This is a genomic window from Mesorhizobium sp. M0047 (assembly GCF_040323315.1).
GTDB lineage: Bacteria > Pseudomonadota > Alphaproteobacteria > Rhizobiales > Rhizobiaceae > Mesorhizobium.
The window spans coordinates 38,621-60,472 of sequence record NZ_JAMYUW010000034.1; the positions used below are offsets into that span (position 1 = coordinate 38,621).

13 protein-coding genes and 4 pseudogenes are annotated in these 21,852 nt (G+C 59.5%); 12 read left to right on the forward strand and 5 right to left on the reverse strand.

From position 1 onward, the window contains the following. Positions 1–47: 47 nt before the first annotated feature. Positions 48–977 (reverse strand): annotated as a pseudogene (locus NKJ89_RS26080) (IS3 family transposase); the annotation flags it as partial. A 65-nt stretch (positions 978–1,042) separates the two neighbouring features. On the opposite strand from NKJ89_RS26080, the gene NKJ89_RS26085 reads away from it, so the two are divergent. Then, positions 1,043–2,095, forward strand: coding sequence for an IS110 family RNA-guided transposase (locus NKJ89_RS26085; protein ID WP_352606786.1), 1,053 nt, complete (start codon positions 1,043–1,045; stop codon positions 2,093–2,095). Positions 2,096–2,332: 237 nt separating this feature from the next. Here NKJ89_RS26085 and NKJ89_RS26090 read toward each other — a convergent pair. Beyond that, positions 2,333–2,596, reverse strand: a pseudogene (locus NKJ89_RS26090) (transposase); the annotation flags it as partial. A gap of 580 nt (positions 2,597–3,176) precedes the next feature. Between NKJ89_RS26090 and NKJ89_RS26095 the strand changes: the two are divergent. Genes NKJ89_RS26095 through NKJ89_RS26105 form a run of 3 tightly spaced genes read left to right on the forward strand, consistent with a single transcriptional unit; the run spans position 3,177 to position 6,961 of the window. Beyond that, positions 3,177–4,121, forward strand: a complete 945-nt coding sequence (locus NKJ89_RS26095; protein ID WP_352606788.1) for a dihydrodipicolinate synthase family protein — start codon at positions 3,177–3,179, stop codon at positions 4,119–4,121. Continuing rightward, entirely contained in the window at positions 4,099–5,625 is a 1,527-nt protein-coding gene (locus NKJ89_RS26100) for an aldehyde dehydrogenase (protein ID WP_352606789.1), read from the forward strand. Before NKJ89_RS26095 ends, NKJ89_RS26100 begins: the two co-directional genes overlap by 23 nt. Positions 5,626–5,680: 55 nt before the next feature. Then, entirely contained in the window at positions 5,681–6,961 is a 1,281-nt protein-coding gene (locus NKJ89_RS26105) for an NAD(P)/FAD-dependent oxidoreductase (protein WP_352606791.1), read from the forward strand. 6 nt (positions 6,962–6,967) lie between these two features. Here the strand turns inward: NKJ89_RS26105 and NKJ89_RS26110 are convergent. Continuing rightward, a pseudogene (locus NKJ89_RS26110) lies at positions 6,968–7,911 on the reverse strand (IS630 family transposase). A gap of 89 nt (positions 7,912–8,000) precedes the next feature. Beyond that, the gene (locus NKJ89_RS26115) at positions 8,001–8,912 is read right to left on the reverse strand and encodes a LysR substrate-binding domain-containing protein (RefSeq protein ID WP_352606793.1); all 912 of its coding nucleotides are present in this window, start codon (positions 8,910–8,912) and stop codon (positions 8,001–8,003) included. A 636-nt stretch (positions 8,913–9,548) separates the two neighbouring features. On the opposite strand from NKJ89_RS26115, the gene NKJ89_RS26120 reads away from it, so the two are divergent. From NKJ89_RS26120 to NKJ89_RS26155, 8 genes and pseudogenes are all read left to right on the forward strand, one after another. Beyond that, positions 9,549–11,123, forward strand: coding sequence for an ABC transporter substrate-binding protein (locus NKJ89_RS26120; protein WP_352606795.1), 1,575 nt, complete (start codon positions 9,549–9,551; stop codon positions 11,121–11,123). Between the two features lie 13 nt (positions 11,124–11,136). After that, positions 11,137–12,075: an ABC transporter permease gene (locus tag NKJ89_RS26125; protein ID WP_352606797.1), complete on the forward strand. Its 939-nt coding sequence runs from the start codon at positions 11,137–11,139 to the stop codon at positions 12,073–12,075. 1 nt (position 12,076) lies between these two features. Further along, a complete protein-coding gene (locus NKJ89_RS26130; RefSeq protein ID WP_352606799.1) occupies positions 12,077–12,970 on the forward strand; it encodes an ABC transporter permease in 894 nt (297 codons plus the stop codon). Then, positions 12,967–13,980 carry an ABC transporter ATP-binding protein gene (locus NKJ89_RS26135; RefSeq protein ID WP_352606801.1) on the forward strand — a complete coding sequence of 338 codons (1,014 nt, stop codon included), beginning with the start codon at positions 12,967–12,969 and terminating at the stop codon, positions 13,978–13,980. The genes NKJ89_RS26130 and NKJ89_RS26135 overlap by 4 nt, the downstream gene beginning before the upstream one ends. 44 nt (positions 13,981–14,024) lie before the next feature. Further along, entirely contained in the window at positions 14,025–15,092 is a 1,068-nt protein-coding gene (locus tag NKJ89_RS26140) for an ABC transporter ATP-binding protein (protein WP_352606834.1), read from the forward strand. A 5-nt stretch (positions 15,093–15,097) separates the two neighbouring features. Next, a complete protein-coding gene (locus NKJ89_RS26145; protein ID WP_352606803.1) occupies positions 15,098–16,528 on the forward strand; it encodes an amidase in 1,431 nt (476 codons plus the stop codon). Positions 16,529–16,717: 189 nt separating this feature from the next. Continuing rightward, complete coding sequence (locus NKJ89_RS26150) at positions 16,718–18,733, forward strand: CocE/NonD family hydrolase (RefSeq protein ID WP_352606805.1); 2,016 nt, start codon at positions 16,718–16,720, stop codon at positions 18,731–18,733. A 557-nt stretch (positions 18,734–19,290) separates the two neighbouring features. Next, positions 19,291–20,549, forward strand: a pseudogene (locus NKJ89_RS26155) (Glu/Leu/Phe/Val family dehydrogenase). A gap of 100 nt (positions 20,550–20,649) precedes the next feature. Here NKJ89_RS26155 and NKJ89_RS26160 read toward each other — a convergent pair. Continuing rightward, positions 20,650–21,354, reverse strand: a complete 705-nt coding sequence (locus NKJ89_RS26160; protein ID WP_352606807.1) for an MlrC C-terminal domain-containing protein — start codon at positions 21,352–21,354, stop codon at positions 20,650–20,652. Between the last annotated feature and the right edge of the window lie 498 nt (positions 21,355–21,852).

Consider the following 21,852-nt stretch of genomic DNA (forward strand, 5'->3'; position numbering starts at 1 on the left):
TCTCTTCGAAATTGAGCCGATGGTCGCTCTGACCTTGCCCCCAGTTTCTATCCAGTTTTGAGTTCCTTTCCGGCGTGGGTTGTGCCCTGCTGGGCGGGTGAAGGGACGGGCGCTGGCGCGGAGCCTTTGGCATAGCGCAGCGCGAGCGACCGTCGCGGATTGAAGGTGCCGGCGAACTCGGCCGGTGTCTGCCAGGCGATTTGGGAGTGCGGCCGGGCGGTATTGTAATCGGCGCGCCACAGGGCGATGGCGACGCGCGCCTGAGCCAGCGAGGTAAACAGCGTCTCGTTGAGCAGTTCATCGCGCAGTCGGCCGTTGAAGCTCTCGATGAAGCCATTCTGCATCGGCTTGCCGGGCGCAATGTAATGCCATTCGACGCGGCTCTGATCCGCCCAGGAAAGGATGGCGTTCGAGGTGAACTCGCTGCCATTGTCGCTGACGATCATCCTCGGCCGGCCGCGCTCGGTAATGAGCCGGTCCAATTCGCGGGCAACCCGCATGCCCGAGAGAGACGTATCAACGATGAGTGCCAGGCACTCTCTCGTGCAGTCGTCGACGACGGCCATGATGCGGAAGCGGCGCCCGTCGGTGAGCTGGTCCGATACGAAGTCGAGCGACCAGCGCTCGTCGGGCCTCAGCGGCACCAGCATCGGCGCCCTTGTCCCGATCGCCCGTTTGCGGCCGCCACGGCGGCGAACGGCGAGCTTCTCCTCCCGATAGAGCCGGAACAGCTTCTTGTGGTTCACGATCAGGCCCTCCCGCCTCAGCATCACGAGAAGACGCCGGTAGCCGAACCGACGACGTTCCTGCGCGATTGCCTTCATCCGCTCGCGAACCTCGCGGTCGTCCGGCCTGCTGGTCTCGTAGCGAACCGTCATGCGGCAACAGCCGATGGCTTTACACGCCCGCCGTTCGCTCATCCCGAAGCCTTCCTTCAGGCGAGCGACAGCTTTCCGCTTGGCCGCAGGCGTCACCATTAATGGGATGGTCCGCCCCGTCCTCCCGCAGCATCATCTGGGCAGTCACAACAAAGGAGGTTGCAATGTCCCCACGCAATGCGCCGCGCCCTGCGGCCGTCTATGGTGTCGATATCGGCAAGAACATCTTCCACGTCGTCGGCTTGGACAGCGACGGCGAGCCCGTCCAGCGAATTCGCTTCCGACGCGATACGTTGATGAAGTTCTTTGAGCGGGCAGCGCCGGCAATCGTCGGGATGGAATCGTGCGCTGGATCGCAATGGATCGCCAGGAGACTTCAGGCACTGGGGCACAAGGTTCGCCTGATCCCAGCGCAGTTCGTGAAGCCATACGTCAAGTCGAACAAGAGCGACATCATCGATGCCGAAGCTATCGCCGAAGCAGCCACGCGGCCGACGATGCGATTTGCCGCGATCAAGAGCGAGGAGCAATCCGACCTCCAAGCTTTGCATCGGGTGCGCGACCAGATGATCGGCACGCGAACCCGTCTGATCAACCAGATGCGAGCATTCTGCCTGGAATACGGCATCGCATTGAGACAGGGCGCCGGACTGTTCAAGCTCGACTTGCCACTGGTTCTCGATGACCTTTCGAATGACCTCTCGCCGGCAATGCGCAAACTGCTCGTGGACCTGTTCGCAGATCTGCGCCAGTTGGAACAGCGCATCAACGACGTGACGAGGGAGATCGCAGCGATCGCAGACCGAGAAGATGTTGCCCGCCGGCTCATGACGATCCCCGGAATCGGAGCATTGGGAGCCACCGCGCTACTGGCGGCCGTCGGCACCGGATGCCAGTTCCAGAAGGCTCGCGACCTGGCCGCATGGCTGGGGCTGGTCCCTCGAGAATACTCGACCGGAGGCAAGCAGAAGCTACTCGGTATCAGTAAGCGCGGGAACCGCTACGTTCGCAAGCTGCTCGTTCATGGCGCGCGATCATGCTTCCGTCACCTGGATCGAACCCGGGACCGCCTGGGAAGCTGGCTTGACGGGTTGCAGAGCCGTATGCACCCGAACAAAGCTGTTGTCGCACTTGCCGCCAAGATGGCGCGCATTGTCTGGGTTGTCCTGACCAAGCCGGGAGCGCTCTACGAACGCAGGGACCCTGCTTTCGCCTGACGCTCCGGCTCGATTGCAAGGCTCGGGAATAGTGATGGCGAAACAGTGGATCAGCATGCCGTAAGCCCTGTGCAAAAAAGCGGGCTTCGTGCCCGAACCATTTATTGGGAACGGCGTGCGCGGATCTCATCATGGCCTGGCTGCAACAGCAGCTCACTCGCGAGAGGCCGGATACATTTATGCAACTGGAATCGTCATCGGCGATGTCGCGAACCCTTGCACGGACGGGGCGGACCATACATTCTTTCCCACAAGATCCTTCAACGCGGCATTGTCGAGCATGGCGTCGGCCAAAAGCCGCTTTAGCCGCGTGTTCTCGTCCTCCAGCGCCTTCAGTCGCCGAGCCTCGGAGATATCCATCCCGCCGAAGCGGGCCTTCCAGTTGTAGATCGAGGCGTCGCTGACCCCGTGCTTGCGGCACAGATCGGCAACCGATACCCCGGCCTCGTGTTCCTTCAAAATTCCGATGATCTGCTCTTCAGAGAAGCGGCTACGTTTCATGTCCTGGTCCTCTCGATGGGCCAGAACGAACTTCAAACCGGATTAGATCAGAGGGGCAAGGTCAGCTCCAATCTAGACCGTAGGTCGGTTACCAGAGCTTGGCCTCCTCGCAGTCGTGCGTCATGAAGGCAGTCTGTTCTCGAGACGCTCTCGGACGGATAAGGGCACAGAGCCCCGAGAACGGGTCGTCCATAGCCAAGGATTTTCGCGCGACGACCGCGATGACAAGCGTCGGCGGTGCCAAGCGCATGAGGCAGTCGGCGACTGCAGCACCGGATCGAACGGCGCTTTCACCCATCTAAAATTGGTCATACTTGTCCACACTGGCGAAACCCAGCGCTCATCCAATGCGCTTGCGGTAACTTCCCAAAGGCAAACGTAGCCCGGACGCTATATCCCTCAACATCGTAGCCCACTTGGGACTGGTGAGTACTGGTGAGCCGGTTCAAGGGGAAGGTACCGGGACTTTTCAGAACGGATGTGGCAAAAAAGTATTGTGTCGGGTGACTTTAATTCAGCTGTTACGACAGATCGCTTTGCATATAACCGTTGGCCTCTAGCCCAAGTTGGAGCCAGGCAGATGTCGTTCAAAGGCGTTATTCCGCCCGTCACTACGCCCTTTCACGCGGATGGATCGATCGACCGTGACGGTTTCTGCGTCATGGTCGAGCACCTAGTCGCGACGGGTGTCCACGGGATCATTGTCGGTGGGACGACAGGCGAGTACTACGCCCACTCACGCGACGAGCGTGTCAGCCTGCTTAAGCTTGCCAGGGGCGTGGTGAAGGGGAAGATGCCCCTGATCGCCGGCGTCGGCGCCATTCGTACCGAGGACTGCATTGAATATGCGCTGGTTGCAAAGGACCTGAAATACGACGGAATCCTGGTCGGCTCCCCGTACTACGCTGTTCCCACGCAGCTCGAACTTGCCAATCATGCGCTTGCGATCGACAAGGCCGCCAATCTACCGGTGATGCTCTACAACTATCCCGGGCGCACCGGAACGATGATGGACCTCGAGTTCCTGAACCGCGTTGGTCGCAGCTCCAATTTCTGCGCCATCAAGGAATCCAGCGGCAGCATGAATCAGCTGCACGCCTTGGCTCGTGACTATCCGCACATTGATCTGTTTTGCGGCATGGACGATCAGGCCCTCGAATTCTTCGCCTGGGGCGCAAAAGGCTGGGTCTGCGGCGCCGGCAACTGCCTGCCGGCTGAGCACCTCGCGCTGTACGAAGCCTGCGTAATCGAGAAGGACTTCACCAAGGGCCGGCAGATCATGTCGGCGCTTCTGCCTCTGATGAGACTTCTCGAGCAGGGCGGCAAGTTCGTACAGAGCATCAAGTTCGGGTGCGAATTGGCTGGGTTGCCGGCTGGGCCCGTGCGTCGGCCGATGCGGGCACTCGACGACGAACAGAAGCGGGAACTCGAGTCGACGATCCGCACCCTTAAGGCAGTCATCGCGTCAATCACTGCAAAATCCCAGAAGAGGGCTTCCGAGAATGTCATCGCTATTAACGCGTGATGAGTACCAGAACCTGGCGGACAGCCTGCCACTGCCGACCGGCGCAGTGACTGACGGCAAGGCGCGGGCGGCACAATCTGGGGATACTTTCGAGACCATCAATCCCGCGACAGGGCAGGTCATCGCCAGGATCGCTTCCTGCGGCCAGGCCGACGTCGATCTCGCTGTCGAGGAGGCACGACTGGCGTTTGAATCGGGCGCTTGGTCGCGTGCGCATCCGAGCGAACGCAAGCGCGTTCTGCGGCGGCTCGTGAAACTGATGAAGCGAAACGCCCATGAGCTTGCAGTGCTTGAGACGCTAGAAAGCGGCAAGCCGATCTACGACGTCGAGACCATAGACATTCCCGAGGCCCTGCATTGTCTGGAATGGCACGCGGAAGCCACCGACAAGCTCTACGGCCAGACGTCGCCTTCTGGCGATGATGTCGTGTCGATGATCGTGCGCCAGCCACTGGGGGTGGTCGCCTGCGTTCTGCCCTGGAATTTCCCGATCCTGATGCTGGCCTGGAAGATCGGGCCGGCGCTCGCGACCGGAAACTCGGTCATCGTCAAGCCGGCCGAGCAGACCAACATGTCGACGTTACGGATCGCCGAGCTAGCGCATGAGGCCGGGTTGCCGCCAGGCGTCCTGCAGATCGTCACCGGTCCGGGCGAAGTGACCGGTAAGGCACTCGGTATGCATGCCGATATCGACATGGTCGCATTCACCGGCTCGACCGATGTTGGCCGGAAATTCTTGGAATACTCCGCTAAATCCAACCTGAAGCGCATCGTGCTTGAATGCGGGGGAAAGAACCCGTGCATCGTGCTGGATGACGCCGAGAATTTGGACGTTGTCGCACAGCACGTCACTCAGGGTGTTTTCTGGAACATGGGCGAGAACTGCTCGTCCAATTCCCGCCTGATCGTCCATGAGAAGATCAAGGACCGCTTGGTGGAAACCGTTCTCCACAAGCTCAAGGAATGGCCTTTGGGCGACCCGTTGGACCCGGGCAATCGGCTGGGCGCCATTGTGTCGAAGGAGCAATTCGACCGCATCATGGGCTACATCAAGAAGGGGCGGGCGGAAGGCGCCAGGGTCGTGGCGGGCGGAAATGCTCATAAGCACGGCAAAGGTTATTTTATCGAGCCGACTGTGTTCGATGATGTTAAGCTCGAGATGGCGATCGCCCGGGAAGAGATTTTCGGTCCAGTGCTATCGGTCATCAAGGTGGCCAACGCTGACGAGGCGCTTCGGGTCGCCAACGATACGCAATACGGGCTTGCAGCGTCGATCTTTACCGCCAATCTCGGCAAGGCACATCGCATGGCGAGGGACATTCGCGCCGGGACGGTGACCATCAATTGCTACGGCGAAGGAGACGTCTCGACTCCCTTCGGCGGCTTCAAGCTTTCGGGGTTCGGGGGACGAGACAAGTCATTGCATGCCCACGACCAATATACTGAACTCAAGACCATTTGGGCGGACATTTCCGACCCAAAGGTCTCGCGTTCCGTAGACTAGCCTGGTCGCACTGATGAGTGATCGTGGGTCAGTCCGCACGCCTACGGACACATCCATGCCGGGCTGGTACGGTATTCTGCCGCCTCCCAAGGCGCCTCAGGTGCTGCGCGGCCGTCACAAAGCGGACTGGCTCATTGTAGGAGCTGGGTTTGCTGGACTGGCGGCCGCGCGGCGCCTGTCACAATTGGTTCCGAACGAACGCATAGTGGTTGTCGACGCGCAACGCGTCGGCTGGGGTGCTGCCGGGCGCAACTCCGGCTTCATGATCGATCTTCCGCACGAGCTGGGTGGTGCACACTACGGCGGAAGCCAGGACCACGATCGCAAGCGCATCCGGTTGAACCGGGCCGCGATCGATTTCTCTGCTTCGGCCGCGGACGAATACGGGTTGCAGAAATTCTTCGTGCGGGCTGGCAAGTACCATGGAGCTGCAACCGATCACGGCCTTGCCGTTCTACGCGAATTCGAAAAGCACCTGACGGGGTTAGGCGAGCCATTCGAGCGGCTCGACGGGCCGCAGTTGAAGGAAATCACCGGAACCGACTTCTTCGTCGGCGGTACCTTCACGCCGGGTACTGTAATGGCACAGCCGGCCGGCTTCATCCGTGGACTCGCCGAAGGCTTGTCGAGGCGTGTGCAGCTATTCGAGAATTCACCGGTCACATCTTTGCAGACCGGCAAACTGCACACTGCCGAGACGGCCGAGGGCGAGATCACCGCGCCGCGGTTGATACTGACAGTCAACGGTCATCTCGAAAGCTTTGGTTTCTTCAAGAAACGCCTGCTGCATGTGTTTACCTACGCCAGCATGACAAGGCCTCTCTCCAAGAGCGAACAGGCAGCTCTGGACGGTGAGCCGCATTGGGGCTTGATCCCGGCCGACCCGATGGGATCGACCATCCGAAGGATCGGCGACCGGATCATCGTCCGTAACACCTTCACGTATAATCCGGACATGTCCACGAGCGAGAAGCAGATCAATCAGATCGGCGCTGCGCACGATCGATCGTTCCGTGCACGCTTTCCGATGCTGGGCGAAATGCCGATGGAGTTTCGCTGGGGAGGTCACTTATGTCTCTCCCTCAATTCCGCGCCCGCATTCGGCGAAATTGAGGAGAGAGTCTTCGTAGCCGGATGCTGCAATGGCCTCGGAACGGTGCAGGGCACCCTCTACGGGATGCTGGCTGCCGATCTTGCTGTCGGAAGCAATGAGCCAATGGTTGCAGACGCCCTGAACGAGCCAGCCCCGGTTCGGCTTTATCCAGAACCGCTGATGTCGATCGGAGCGCCCCTGAAGCTGTGGGCGATGCAGAACCGCGCCGGCAGAGAGCTCTAGAGCATTTCACGTTTTGACGGAAGCGTATCCGGCGTTTGCGAAGTAGTTCTTGCACTCGGCAGCCTCGATGGTTTCGACGAGGTGGCCGATATGGCGCCAAGTGTCCTCGACGGTGCGTTTCTGAGCCTGGCGCATCCAGTGTTTGATCTTAGCGAAGGCCTGCTCGATCGGATTGAGGTCCGGAGAGTAGGGCGGCAGGTACCAAAGCCTGGCGCCGGCGGCCTTGATCATTTGCCTGATGGCCGCCGATTTATGACTTCCCAGATTGTCCATGACGACGATCTCGCCTGGCTTCAGCACGGCGACGAGTTGCTGTTCTACATAGGCGCGAAAGCATTGGCCGTTGATTGGTCCGTCGAAGACGCAGGGTGCCGCGAGCCGATCCCAGCGCAACGCGCCCAGGAAGGTCAGCGTGCGCCAATGGCCGTGCGGAGCCAAGCCGCGCAGCCGCTTGCCCTTCGGTCCCCAACCGCGCAGCGGAGCCATGTTGGTCTTGATCCAGGTCTCATCGATGAAGACCAGGCGCTGCGGATCGAGACCAGTTTGCCAATATCGCTATCGCTGGCGCCTGCGGGCAATATCAGCGCGTGCCTGCTCAAGGGCGAACAGCGTTTTTTTTGAAACTCAGGCCCTCGCGGCGCAGGAACAGCCACACCGCGTTGTGGGAAACCTTCACCCCACGGCCAGCCAACTCATCCTTCAGACCATGCAGCGTCAGATGTGGCGTCTCACGTATACGCGCCTCGATGAAAGCACGGTGCGGCTCAAGCACCCTCTTGCGATGTCCACCCGCCCGGCGCCACCGACCCGGTCGTCTCATGACGCTGCAACAGCTTCACCGCCGCCGAAACCGAAATGCCGAACCGTTTGGCGGCAGACCGCCGGCTCGCGCCACTCAAAACCGCCGCCACAACCCGCTCGCGAAGATCATTGGAAAGAGGTCGAGTCATCAGATGCTGGCCTCTACTCCAGCCAGCATCTTGAATCACAAAACCGACAAATCGGGAATCCCTTCGATTCCACCAAGCCGTGAACCGCTCTAGCTTTCTCGTTCTTGCGCCGCCGCTTCCCGGATCCAGCTACGGAGGCTCTCCGCAGCAGGGGAAAGCGTGCGATTGTCATTCCACGTGAGATAATAGCTGCCAGGTGCTGGCAACTCGAGATCCGTCAGCCTGACCAATTTCCCTTGATCGATCTGCGCTTTGACCAGACGGTGCCAGCCGACGGCAACGCCTTGGTCAGCCTGGGCCGCCTGAAGCGCCACGAAGAACGTTCCAAAGCGCCGACCGCGAGTCGAGCCGTGCGGTACCCCCGCACGCCGTAAAACTTCGTCCCAGCCAGCCCAGTCAGGATCAACCCAATCAACATGTAGCAGGGGCAGGTCTGCCAGTGACTCCGCCGTTGCGTCCCGATGTTTGCTTGCAAATCCTGGTCCGCAAACTGGGTAGATCGTTTCGTCGAACAGAAGCTCGGCATTTTCGTTCGACCACGATCCGAATCCGTAGCGGATGCGTAATTCGACCTCGGCGCGGCGGTAATCGCGTGGATTGTCCGAGATAAGGTGGTCAACGGCAATATCCTGGTACCGTGTCCAGAAGTCCGGCATGCGCGGGATCAGCCATGTCGAAGCGAAGGCGTCAGAGCACGCCAGCGTGACGTTCTTGGAACGGTCGCCGCGCTTCAGATTTCGTACGATTTCTGAGGCGCGCGAAAAGCCGCTGGCCAACACGCCATAAAGGTCTTCGCCCGCGCTTGTCAGCGCCACACCGGTTGCCAATCGGGTAAACAGCGGAACCCCCAATTCATCCTCGATCGCTTTGATCTGTCGGCTGACGGCGCCAGGAGTGACGTTCAGTTCCGCAGCAGCCAATTTGAATGACAGGTGCCGGGCAGACGCCTCAAAAACAGCCAAAGCAGTCAGGGACGGCAGGTCGTAATAGCGGCGAACCATCTCAAGCTCCAAACACTTCGATAATCGCGCGACGCGACAAATTGGGCAAGGGATGCTCAAGATCTCGGGAGAAAACAATTGCAAGGCGACGCGGTGGCCTGCGTTTCGACCGACTTTGCCCGCGATCCCCAACCCATTTGCGGCTGAACGTAGGAAAACTGTACGAACTATGCTTCGCGATCTGCGACGCTGCCCAATCAATGTCCGACGCGGCCGTAGCGTAGCATGCACTGGGCGATGTCTGCGCTTAGCAACTCAATGTCAATGATCGCGGAATCGGGACCCCTTTTTTAACGAAAAAGGGGGGCTGACTCACATTTGATGATTTTGCATGGCGGCGTGGTGCTGTTTTCAGAGGGGAAGCAGCACCATGATGAGAAATTTGCGTTTTTCGTCCTTGATCCCGGCGGGATTGGTCGTCGAGGCGATCGCCGAGAGCGAAGGAGTGAATGCCGTTACCGCCCGCTCAGGGGCGCCGGCGCGACCTTACCTTCTGTAGCACCGACGAAAAACTCACCCCGCTGTTGAGGTTATTTCGATTGCGAGCCGTATAAGCAGTTTCTACTGCTGATGCAACAATACGAAAGCAGCCCGGCTTCGAACGGGAGCTCAATCAGCAGAACGGGAGGATCGATCATGAATAATATCATAAAGCACGTGAACCGCCGGGCCCTTCTCAAAGCCGCCGCCGCGCTGGGCGGGGGCATCGTCGTGGGCGGCATGCCATTGTCGCAAGCCATCTGGGCAGCCGAAGGCAAGGTGCTCAGGGTGCGTTCCGATGGCGACCTCGCCAAGCTCGATCCCGGCAACTGGGCGAGAGCCGTGGACGTGGACGTGGCTAACTGTATCTATTCGAAGCTCATTCGCTTTAAGCCGGGTGCCGAATGGTCCTGGGAGCTAGAGGCGGCAGAAAAAATCGAGCAGGTTGACCAGACCCATATCCGCTTTCGCCTGAAGAAAGGCATCAAGTTCACCGGCGGTTACGGCGAGATGACAACCAAGGACGTCAAATTCTCCTTCGAGCGCAGAAAAAAAGGAGCGGATTGGGGGGGGGCGCTCGATCGCGTCGAGATCGAGGACGACTACACGGGCGTGCTCGTGTTCACCAAGCCGTACGTGCCGGTTTGGACCGTCGTGCTGCCCACTGGTGGGGTGGGCCACATAATTTCCGAGGAATCGGTAATGAAGGCAACCAAGGACGGCGGTGATTTCGGCACGAAGCAGATAGCGTTCTCTGGTCCCTATGTGCTCGCCGACTGGAAGCCCAAACAATACATACTCTTGACACGTAATCCAGATTGGTCGGGCCAGAAGCCGGGTTTTGACGAAATCCGAATCTTGCCGATCGATGACCTCAAGGCGGCGGAACGCGCTTACCAGGCGAGCGATGTCGATTTCACTGAATTCAGTCTGGATTCGCTTGCGACCTTCAAGAGCACTCCTCCCGCCAACACGAAGGTCGAGGATAAGCCGTCGCTCTGGTATTACTGGATCGGCATGAATATGGATCATCCGAAGCTGAAGGACATCAATGTCCGCAAGGCGATCCAATGGGCGATCAATGTGCCGCAGATCCTGGATCTTGCCTATTCGGGCCAGGTCAACTTGGCGACAGGCACGATTGCTCCGGGGATCATTGGGCACCGTGCAAAGGCGCTCATCCCACCCGAAGGGGATCTCGCAAAGGCAAAGGAGTTTCTGGAAAAGGCCGGCGTGAGCGACCTGACCTTGAGCATCGATTGCCAAAACGACAACGTTAATTCAACGATTGCCCAGACGGTGCAAGCACAATTGTCCCAGATCGGCATTTCGGTCGAGGTCAATGTCCGAGATAACAGCACATTCTGGACGCTCGGCATGGAGACGGAGGGCGAGCGCTGGAAGGACTTGCAGCTCATCGTAAATGGGTTCATCGCTGCGCCGGATCCACATTCCTTTGTGACCTACTTCGTGCAAGCTCAAGTGGGCGAATGGAACTGGGAGCGCTTCCGCAGCGCGCGCTTTGATGAGCTGGTCGCTAAGGCGGTCACTATCAGCGACCCTGGGGAGCGTGCCAAGGTCTATTACGAGATGCAGGATATAATGGAAGAATCGGGCGCCTACCGGTTCCTGACCAACGGCGCGAGGGCTTTCATGTACCGCACCACCCAGATGGAAGCCGCAACTATTCCGTCCGGGGATCCGCTGTTCGTCGATTTCAAGCCGGTCTAGGCTTTACGGGAACATGTGGCTCTACCTCCTCGAGCGGGTTGTCCTCGCGGTCACAATTGTTGTGATCGCGGTGACGCTTTTGTTCCTGATGATTCATGCGGTGCCGGGCGATCCTGCCGCGATTTTGCTCGGTCCGCGCGCGACGCCCGAGATGAAGGCGCAGCTCCATCAGCAGATGGGGCTGGACCAACCATTAATCGTGCAGTTAGCAAGCTTCTTCGGCGGGCTGCTCCACGGCAATCTCGGTTTTGACGTGTTCAGCCAGAGACCTGTCGCCGACATCGTCTTCGAGCAATTGCCTTACACGATCGAACTGATCTTCGTCTCGATCTTATGGGCGGTCGTAATAGCCGTGCCGCTCGGCTGCTACTCGGCGATACGACGCGACTCCACGGTCGACCATGTGGCCGGCGTCGTGACGATCGCCACGATCGCCATTCCGTCCTTCGTCATGGCAGTGTATGCGCTGCTGATTTTTGCCGTGACTCTGCGCTGGTTGCCAGCGATCGGAGCCGGCAATGGATTCTGGGATGGACTTATCTATCTCGTCCTCCCAGCTTTCGCCATAGGTATTGGCTGGGTCGGCTACATCTCCCGGCTGGTACGGGCATCCATGCTTGAGATCCTGGGGGAAAACCACGTGCGCATGGCTCGCGCTTTCGGGATCTCGGAATGGCGCATCGTTGCGCGCTACGCGCTGCCGCTCGCGATCCTGCCGACAGTGACCATACTTGGGGTGGGCATCGCGTGGCTGCTTTCGTCCGCTGTCTTTATTGAGGTCGTTTTCGCAAGACCCGGCATCGGCGCTTTGATTGTGAACGCGGTCAACACGCGCAACTATCCGATTGTGATGGGCGTGGTGCTCGTCACCACGTTCCTTATTGTTACCGCTACGACGCTCTCGGATCTTGTCAACGCATTCCTCGATCCGCGAAACCGGGAAAAGCTCTGACATGGCAAGCGTTGAAGCCATCCCTCCAGAAGCCAACGATGCCATTGATACCGGCGCCTTTCGCACCTTCCTGCGGCAACTACGCAAGAACCGTCTGGGCATGCTCGGAGCAGTTCTCGTCGCGCTCATAATGGCGAGCGCGATCTTTGCTCCGCTTCTTATAACGCATGATCCGATCCGGATCATGGCCGGACCGCGTCTGGCCGCACCTTCAGTGGATTTTCTGCTGGGTACTGACCAACTGGGCCGCGACACGTTTTCTCGCACCATCATGGGCGGCCGCATCCCGCTTCTCGTTGCTTTCGCCTCCCTCGGCAGTGCGCTGGCGGTCGGCGTCGTGCTTGGTCTCATCGCAGGCTTCGGGCCGCGTTGGCTGGACCATTTGCTCCTGCTCATCTTCGATACCATCCGCTCCTTTCCCGGTATCATCTTTGCGCTGGCAATCATCGCGCTTCTGGGACCAAGCCTAGTCAACATAATTTTAGTAATAGCGATCACGGGTATCCCTGGCTATGCGCGCGTGGCGCGTACCCAGGCGCAAGCGCTGCAGAGCAGTGAATATATCGCCGCAGAGCGCAGCATGGGCGCAGGCACGACACGTATCCTCGCCATCCATGTATTGCCCAACGTCATCGGTCCCCTTGTCATTCTCGTGAGCATGGATGTGCCGGCCGTCATCGCCACTTCGGCCGGTCTCAGTTTTCTAGGTATGGGTGTGCGGCCTCCGACCCCTGACTGGGGAGCGATCCTCAACGATGGCTATAACTATATAAACCAGACCCCCTGGCTCGTGATCGCTGGCGGCATCCCAATAATCCTCGCAACGCTAGGCTTCACATTTCTGGGTGAGGCGCTGCGCGACATATTCGATCCCAAGCTGCGGAAAGACCTATGAGACGCGAGGATTCGATATCCCATACGTCCGCCCGGCCGCTTGAGATCCGCGGCCTCGCTCTCGATTTCGGTACGCCGCGCGGGCGAATTCATGCGCTGCGGAACGTGTCGCTCGATGTGCCAGCCGGACAGGTGGTTGGCATCGTCGGTGAAAGCGGATCCGGAAAATCGACGCTCGCCTATACGGTGATGGGCCTCCTTCCCGAAAATGCCGATGTCACAGCCGGCAGCATCGTGTTCGAAGGTCAAGACCTGCTCAAATTGTCCACTCCGGCACGACGGAGCCTGCTGGGCGATCGCCTGTCCATGATCTTCCAGGACCCGATGACCGCACTTAATCCCGTGCGGACCATCGAGAGCCAGATGCTCGATATCCAGCACCACGAACAAGTAAGCGTGAGAGAAAAGCGCGCTTGCGCCATCGACATGCTTCACCGGGTCGGAATTCCCGATCCGCAAAGTCGGATTACTGCCTATCCGCATCACTTCTCAGGTGGCATGCGCCAGCGCATCTGCATCGCCATGGCGCTTCTTGTAAGACCGGCGCTCCTCATCGCCGACGAGCCGACCACCGCCCTTGATGCAACGCTGGAAGTGCAGATCATTCATCTACTCAAAGATCTGCAGAAGGAGATCGGTTGTTCGATCCTCTTTGTTTCTCACCATCTCGGCGCTGTCGCTGAGCTGTGCGACCGGGTCGCCGTCATGTATGCAGGCGAGGTGGTGGAGCAAGGAGCGGTACGGGACATCTTCCACAGTCCTGCTCACCCCTACACTCGCGCGCTGCTTGAGTGCGACCCGGGGCGGATCAGAAAGAAGACACGCGTTTTGCCAACCATCCCCGGTGAGGTGCCCAGTCTTCTCGGCAGCACGAAAGGATGCATCTTTCGCCAGCGGTGCTCCCAGGCATTTGATCGCTGTGCCCAAGAGAACCCGCTCGAGTATCGCATCGGCGTGGACCAATTGGCCCGATGCCACCTCCTCGGTGAAGAGCGGCTGGTTTCGGCATGACTGCGCTGCTTCGCGTCCAGGATTTGCGCGTCCGCTTCCGCACCATGGGTCCGCTGAAGGCGCTCGCCACGGGGTCAAAGGCGCCTTTCATCGATGCAGTATGCGGTGTCTCCTTTGACATCCACAAGGGCGAGACACTTGCCCTTGTCGGTGAAAGCGGCTCAGGCAAATCCACCATCGCGCGCACGATAATCGGCTTGCAGCGGGCTGTGAGCGGCAGCATCAGCTTCGACGCACAGGAAATTGAGGAACTGAGCGGGGCAGAACGCAAGCCCTATTTGCGGCGCATGGCGATGATGTTCCAGGATCCCGTCGGCTCACTCTCGCCTAGGTTGACCGTGCGATCGCTGCTAACCGAACCTTTCCGAATCCATGGACTAAAGGATCGCGATGCGGGAGCCGAAGCGACGCGCCTACTACGCATGGTCGGCTTGCCGGCGGATTTTGCTCGTCGCTATCCCCATCAGCTTTCCGGCGGTCAGGCCAGGCGCGTGGGCATCGCGCGAGCCCTAGCGCTCAAACCCGACTTGCTCATCGCCGACGAGCCGACTGCAGGCCTCGATGTCTCGGTGCAGGGCGAGGTGCTAAATCTGCTCGCGCAGCTTCAGGACGAACTCGGCATGGCGATCCTGATCATCTCGCACAATCTCAATGTCGTGCGCCACATGACCGATCGCATGGCGATTATGTATCTCGGCCGCTTCATTGAGGTCGGCTCGACCGAGCGTATCTTTGAGCACCCGCGTCATCCCTACACGGAGGCGCTGCTGTCGGCCAATCCGGAGCCAGACCCGGATGCCGTGCTAAATCGCATCGAACTCAAGGGCGAGGTCCCGAGCCCGATAAGGCGGCCATCCGGTTGCGAGTTCCACACCCGTTGTTCTTACGCGCAAGACATGTGCAGTCGCGTCTTTCCCGCACCGTCAGCAAACCGGGACGACGCGGAGCACTGCTTCACCTGCCATTTCCCATTGGAGCGCGTAACCGCGCCGTTGGAGCAGCGACCGCTGTCACCAGTTGGATCCAGCTCTGACGATGACAAGTTATGCTCGCCCATCTGCGTGCCACGACCTTCTGTCGCCAACACTGGGCAAAGAAAGAAAGGATATTAGCTGCAATGAAGCTAAGTGAATACATAGAGTATGACGCCACCGGCTTGGCTTCTCTCGTCGGAGCGGGTGAAATCACTCCTGTGGAACTAACGCGCTTGGCTCGCGAAGCTTGCGACGAGGTCAATCCCCGCGTGAACGCTGTGATTGAATTTTACGACGATGCCGAGACCGTTGCGGGCGCAGACGGAGGGCTCTTTCATGGCGTGCCCTGCCTTCGAAAGGATATCAGTTTTGCCGAAGGCGGTCGTCTGCTTGAAAGCGGCAGCCGCTTGTACAAGGGATACCGCTGCGACACTGACGACTATTTTATTCGCCGAGCACGGGCCGGCGGGCTCCGGATTATTGGAAGAACAACCACGCCGGAGTTTGGTGTATCGGGGCTTAGCGAATCAATTCTCAACGGCATCACTCGCAATCCATGGGATCTGGAATTATCCGCGGGGGGGTCGTCTGGGGGACCAGCAGCGGCTGTGGCCTCCGGCATCACTCCGATTGCATCCGCTAGCGACAGTGGCGGATCGACGCGCATCCCGGCGTCCTGGTGTGGCCTCGTCGGGATGAATCCGTCCCGTGGCCGAATTTCCGGCGGCCCGAACCGTCAGGATGGAAGTTTTGGGCTTAGTCGAAAATTTGTTCTTTGCCGGACGGTGCGTGATATGGCCGCCGCGCTAGATGTCTTTTCAGGCCATCATCCCGGAGATCCGTTCATCATCACGCAACCAGAGCGTCCCTACGTGGAGGAACTCACCCAGTCCACCGGCAAACTGCGAGTCGGTGTCGCTAGGACTAGATGGGGCACTATGGATGTCGAGGCGGACGTCCGCCAAGCTGTCGAGTCCACGGCCACGCTCCTGGAAGAAATGGGACATGTTGTTACCGACGTGTCGCCACCATTTCAACAGGAAGACTATGTTCGAATATTTCATGGCCTGTCGAACGTAGGTGCATTGGAAGCCTCAGCAAAGGCGATTGGCCGCAGTATAAACGCCGACACCTTGGAACCCGTTAATCTTATGTTTTACGAGCGTGGACGAAATTTAACAGTGCCCGAGATCCACGAGACTCACGAGACGATTCGGAAAATGCGCGTCCAGGTTGGCGAGGCGCTCAATGCGTTTGACATAGTACTCACCCCCAGTATGCCGACCGTCGCTCGACCGCATGGCGATAGGTATGTGACCACCAATACTGCTATTTCGGTTGAAGAATGGGCAGAGCTGGATGCGGCATTTTGTCAGTATTTGGGCGTGTTCAACGTTACAGGACATCCGTCGGTATCCTTGCCTTTGGCACAAAGCGCCAGTGAGTTGCCGATTGGTCTTCAAATCGTTGGGCGCTTTGGAGATGAAGCCACGCTGATCCGTCTCGCACGTGACCTGGAGGAAGCCAGACCGTGGAGCCAACGGCGGCCAAGGGTTTGGGCCGGGAGCCGGTGACGATCACTTTTCGCTCGCCACCACACAGGGGATCCGTGATCAAAGCCTTCGAATAAGCGCTCCCGGCTAGCCTCGAGGAAGGCTCGCTTGGCGAGATTTCCCCCCAGGGTCGAGCACAGCTTCAAATGCCGTTTCCCGTTGAACGCCGAAGCTCCTGCCGCAAGCGCGAGCGCATAGAAGGATCGCATCATGGATGACATCCGCGTCATTACCGAATTTCCCCGCAAAGTGCGCGAGATCGAGAATCTTTGGATTCCGTTGCCTGACGGCGTGAAGCTCGCTGCCCGCATCTGGTTGCCGGAGGACGCCGACGCAGACCCGGTACCTGCGATCCTCGAATACCTGCCCTACCGCAAGCGGGACGGGACGGTGGAAGGGGACGCACTCACCCATCCCTACTTTGCCGGCCATGGCTATGCCGGGGTTCGCGTAGATATACGCGGCACGGGCGACAGCGAAGGTGTCTGCAGGGGCGAATACCTCAAGCAGGAGCAGGACGACTGCCTGGCGGTCATCGAATGGCTGGCGCAGCAACCCTGGTGCTCAGGCAGCGTCGGCATGATCGGCTACTCCTGGGGCGGATTCAACGGCCTGCAGGTCGCCGCCCGCCGGCCGCCGGCACTCAAGGCGGTAATCTCGCTCTGTTCCACCGACGATCGCTACACTGACGACTGCCACTATCTCGGCGGCGCGCAGATGTGCGACAATTTGAGGTGGGGCACGATAGCCTGGGCGATCGCGATGACGCCGCCCGATCCCGCGCTCGTCGGGGAGCGCTGGCGCCAGATGTGGGAGCAGCGGCTCAACGGCAACGGTATCTGGCTTCACGACTGGTTCGAACACCAGCGCCGCGACGATTTCTACAAGCACGGCTCCATCTGCGAGGACTATTCCGAGGTTGAGGTGCCTGTGTATGCCGTGAGCGGCTGGGCCGACACCTATCTCAACCCGGTCTTTCGCATGCTCGAGAACCTGCCGGGACCTCGCAAGGGCCTGATCGGCCCTTGGGGCCATCAGTACCCGCACATCGCCATGCCTGGACCACGCATCGGGTTCCTCCAGGAATGCCTGCGCTGGTGGGACCAGCATCTTAAGGGCATCGACACCGGCATCGCCGACGAGCCGATGTTGCGCGCCTGGATTCAGGATCCGGCACATCCCGCGGCGCTCCACGTCGAACGGCCCGGCCGCTGGGTGGCCGAGCCGTCCTGGTCCGGGGCGGGTGTGAGCGAACTGTCGTTCAACCTCGCACCGCACCGCCTCACGGAGAAGGAGGGCGGCAAGGAGGTACTCGATATCCGCTCTCCTGCCACGGCCGGGACCTATCGTGGCTACGGAGTGACACCGCTGCTGTCCGTCGATGAGGGCGTAGAAGCGGACAACGCACTGGTGTTTGAAAGCGAGCCGTTGACCGAAGCCGTCGAAATCCTGGGCTTTCCCGAATTCGAGGTGACGCTCGCCTGCGACAAGCCGGTGGCAATTCTGTCGGCCACGCTGTCGCTTGTGCTGGAGGACGGCGCGGCGGCAGACGTCAGCTACGGCATCCTCAACCTGTCGCACCGCTATGACGATCTCGATATCTCACCAATGGTACCGGGCAAGCCGGAAACGGTGCGGCTGCAACTTCGCAGCTGTGGCCAGCGCTTCGAGCCCGGTCAGCGCGTCCGGTTGGCCATTGCGACCAGTCATTGGCCGACCGTATTCCCCGGACCGGAGAACGCCAGCTTGTCGCTCCATTGCAAAGGCAGCCGTCTCATCCTGCCCGTGCGCAAGCCGCAGGCGCAGGACGGGACGCTGCCGTCTTTCGCCGCACCCGAAAGCGCGCAACCCATGGCAAAGGAAGTGCTGAAGCCCGGCGAGCCATCCCGCGCCGATCTGGTGACCGACCAGATCACCGGCGAAACCACGTCCCACGTCACTAGCGACATGGGAACCGTGCTGCACCCGCATACCGGCATGATCGTTTCGGCCAAATCCACGGACAGATTCACCGTGCATCCCGACGATCCGAACTCGGCGCGCGCCACCTGCACTCGGGAAAGGTCCTATGCCCGCGGCGACTGGAAGGTTTGTGTCAAAGTCTCAGCTACTGTGCGCGGACTTCGCGACGTATGGCGCATCGAGACACGCATCGTCGCACATGATGGCGAGGAACTTGTCTTGGAACGCGACGAGGTCAAGGAGTTCGTTCGCGATCTCAATTGACCCGGTGTGAGCGTTCCCTTAGGCGCCGCAGACAGATTGTGGCCGTCGATGCGATCGCCGCATCAATTCAACACGATGCAGTTGTCCGCATTCCAAAAGCGTCACTTGGGTTCCAATTGGGGCTGCCCGGTATAGGCCGCAGAACCGCTTTGTTGCGTTAATGTCATCAAAAGGTGGCCGTCGACCACCCGACGACTGTTCACCCTCATCTACGTGCTACTCATGCGAAACGCGACCTGTCGCACTCTGCTGAGATGAGACGAACGGGTAGTAGCGTGATGCGCAAAGAAAGAGCTCGCAATGGTCGACTGCATGCGAGGCGTTGCGGATCCTGCCGCAGTCGGCGATGCCGTCATGCGCATCGACCACTACTAACACATCGGAGAATAAACCATGGATGCCTCTGTCTCAGGTTTGCCTTCAAGCTTTCTGCAAAGCGTCGACCTCAACTTCAACACGCCATGTCGTTCCTTGACCTTCCCAAAGGACTGGCGGAGCGGATCACCCAGTGCAACTCGACCTATACGGTGCGCTTTGGCGTAAGACTCCGCGGCCGGATGTACACCTTTGTCGGCTGGCGTTCGGTGCACAGCGAACATTGCGAGCCGGTAAAGGGCGTTATTCGCTTTTCGCCTGATGCCGATGCTGAAGAGGTGGAGGCGCTCGCGGCGCTGATGACGCTCAAATGCTCGCTGGTCGATGTCCCGTTCGGCGGCTCAAAAGGCGCACTTATGATCGACCCTCGCGAGTGGACTCCGCAGGAGCTAGAGCGCATCACCCGGCGCTTCACCCAGGAACTCACCAAGCGCGGCCTGATCGGTCCCGGCCTCAATGTGCCGGCTCCGGACGTGGGCACGGGCGAGAGGGAAATGGCTTGGATGGCAGACGAGTTCCGCCGGGCCAATCCTATGGATGTGATCAACGCACGCGCCTGCGTGACGGGGAAACCGCTCTCCAAGGGTGGGATTGCCGGACGGACCGAAGGGACGGGGAGGGGGGTGCAATTCGCCATCCAGAGTTATCTCCGTGACGCCCGAACCGCGCGGATTGATGGACGACGGAATCTCAAGGGGACGTCCGTCATTGTGCAGGGGTTCGGCAATGTCGGCTACCACGCTGCCAAGTTCCTCTCCGAGGAAGATGACGCTCGGATCACGGTCGTTGCCGAACGCGATGGATATGTCGCCACGCCGAAGGTCTTCCCGTCGAGGCGCTGAAACAGCATCAATTAGACACGGGCAGCATTCTCGGCTTTGCCGGCGCCACATCTTTCGCGAGCAACATGACAGGTTTGGAACAGCCCTGCGACATCCTCATCCCGGCGGCGATGGAGAATGCCATTCACGTCGACAATGCCGAGCGCATCAAAGCGCAACTCGTCGTAGAAGCCGCCAACGGCCCGGTTACCTTCGAGGCCGATCAAGTGCTGCGCTCCCGAGGGGGGATCATCCTCCCCGATCTCTATGTCAATGCGGGCGGCGTGGTCGTGAGCTATTTCGAATGGGTGAAGAACCTGACCCACATTCCATTCGGTTTGATGGAAAAGCGGCGGCGGGAACGGCGCAACCAGACGATCGCAACAGCCCTTGAGCGAATGACGGGGAAGACGTTTCCGGCGGACATGCGCGACGAATTTCTTGAAGGGGGCGCTGAGATCGATCTCGTTCGGTCCGGCCTTGAGGACGTTATGCGCAGTACCTGGGCCCGTATTGCCGATCTTCTTGAGGAGCAGCCGGAGCTCGGCGACTACAGGACGGCTGCTCATGTCGCGTCCATTCGACAGATCGCCGCCGCATATGAGGCTATGGGGATTTGAACCCGAATCTTAAAGGTCACAACCGTGCGGACGAGGCGATGATGAAATTTGTCGAGCCACTGAGAACGGCATCATCGGGCTCTACAGCCGAGCGCCTACGTCATACGTGTTGGCCGGCGCCTCGAATCAACAGGTTCGTTCCACCCGACGGCCGCCGATCGCGGCGTTGGCAATGAAGCGTTCTGCTTGGAAGCCTGATGGAACAGATGCCTGCTATGCACGACGGTTGCTTTTGCCTCGGGAATGATACCGAAGCCCTTGAACTGCTGCAGATCCAGCATCTGACCGCCGTGACCGGCATGGCGATGCCACTGACGCGGACACGAACGTTTTGCCGAAGGAGAAATGCAGGCCGCCGAATCGGTCCGTCGCCGACGATATTTCGATCGGAAATGAGCCGAATTTCGCCGGTAAGGTCGAGAGGCCCACCACCGAATGAAGGATCGTTCATGCCGCCGATCCTTGCAGTGACTTCGAATCCAAGGGTATGGGCGGCAGCTCCGGCGGCGGCTTCAGGATCAATGACACGGCCAAATGCAGCATTTTGAAGCTTGCCTTCAAGCATTGCCTTTAAAAGATTGGCAGCGTCACCATAGGCACCGGATCCCAGGTTATCCGCATAGTCCGAAATTACAAGTGGGCCGTCAGCGCTGTCGAATTCCTGCGCGATGCTTACTGCTTCCGCCACGTCCAGAAACAGGTTCTCACTCGTCTCACGAGCATCCCGGATACCATCCGCGATCTTTTCAGAGATCGCCCTGGCCCCCAAATCTGCTCCCTTGAATCCGGCGTCATAGTTGACCAAGACGGTCGGCCCGACCTCCCGAATATTGGCTTCACTGAAGCCCGCATTGATGGATAGGCAAGAATGCCCGGCTCTTTCTCGTAGATGCGAGTTTCCGGGCAGAAGCCTCAAAAACAGCCAAAGCAGTCAGGGAGGCAGATCGTAATAGCGGCGAACCATCTCAAGCTCCAAAACTTGAATAGCCGCGCGGCGCGACAACTTGAGCAAGATAGGTCCAAGATGTCGAAAGATGTCGGGAAACCATTTGCAAGGCGACGCGATAGCGTGCGTTCGACCGACTAAGGCCGCGATCCCCAACCCATTTACGGCGGAACATGGGAAAACTGTACCAACTATGCTTCGCGATCTGCGACGCTGCCCAATCCATGTCCGACGCAGCTACACCGTAGCATGTCCGGGCGATGTCTGGGCTCAACAACTCAACAAGGGGGTGAGACTTTTGCAGGGCTGCCGCACTGGTCTTCTGCCGCCGTTCAGAGATTAATGAGCTGAACTTTC

Excerpts from the sequence above, each read along its gene's own strand:
- NKJ89_RS26095 (WP_352606788.1), top strand. The coding sequence starts at position 3,177 with ATGTCGTTCAAAGGCGTTATTCCGCCCGTCACTACGCCCTTTCACGCG.
- NKJ89_RS26100 (WP_352606789.1), top strand. The coding sequence starts at position 4,099 with ATGTCATCGCTATTAACGCGTGATGAGTACCAGAACCTGGCGGACAGC.
- NKJ89_RS26140 (WP_352606834.1), top strand. The coding sequence starts at position 14,025 with ATGGGTCCGCTGAAGGCGCTCGCCACGGGGTCAAAGGCGCCTTTCATC.
- NKJ89_RS26135 (WP_352606801.1), top strand. The coding sequence starts at position 12,967 with ATGAGACGCGAGGATTCGATATCCCATACGTCCGCCCGGCCGCTTGAG.
- NKJ89_RS26085 (WP_352606786.1), top strand. The coding sequence starts at position 1,043 with ATGTCCCCACGCAATGCGCCGCGCCCTGCGGCCGTCTATGGTGTCGAT.
- NKJ89_RS26125 (WP_352606797.1), top strand. The coding sequence starts at position 11,137 with ATGTGGCTCTACCTCCTCGAGCGGGTTGTCCTCGCGGTCACAATTGTT.
- NKJ89_RS26105 (WP_352606791.1), top strand. The coding sequence starts at position 5,681 with ATGCCGGGCTGGTACGGTATTCTGCCGCCTCCCAAGGCGCCTCAGGTG.
- NKJ89_RS26150 (WP_352606805.1), top strand. The coding sequence starts at position 16,718 with ATGGATGACATCCGCGTCATTACCGAATTTCCCCGCAAAGTGCGCGAG.
- NKJ89_RS26145 (WP_352606803.1), top strand. The coding sequence starts at position 15,098 with ATGAAGCTAAGTGAATACATAGAGTATGACGCCACCGGCTTGGCTTCT.
- NKJ89_RS26130 (WP_352606799.1), top strand. The coding sequence starts at position 12,077 with ATGGCAAGCGTTGAAGCCATCCCTCCAGAAGCCAACGATGCCATTGAT.
- NKJ89_RS26120 (WP_352606795.1), top strand. The coding sequence starts at position 9,549 with ATGAATAATATCATAAAGCACGTGAACCGCCGGGCCCTTCTCAAAGCC.
- NKJ89_RS26115 (WP_352606793.1), bottom strand. The coding sequence starts at position 8,912 with ATGGTTCGCCGCTATTACGACCTGCCGTCCCTGACTGCTTTGGCTGTT.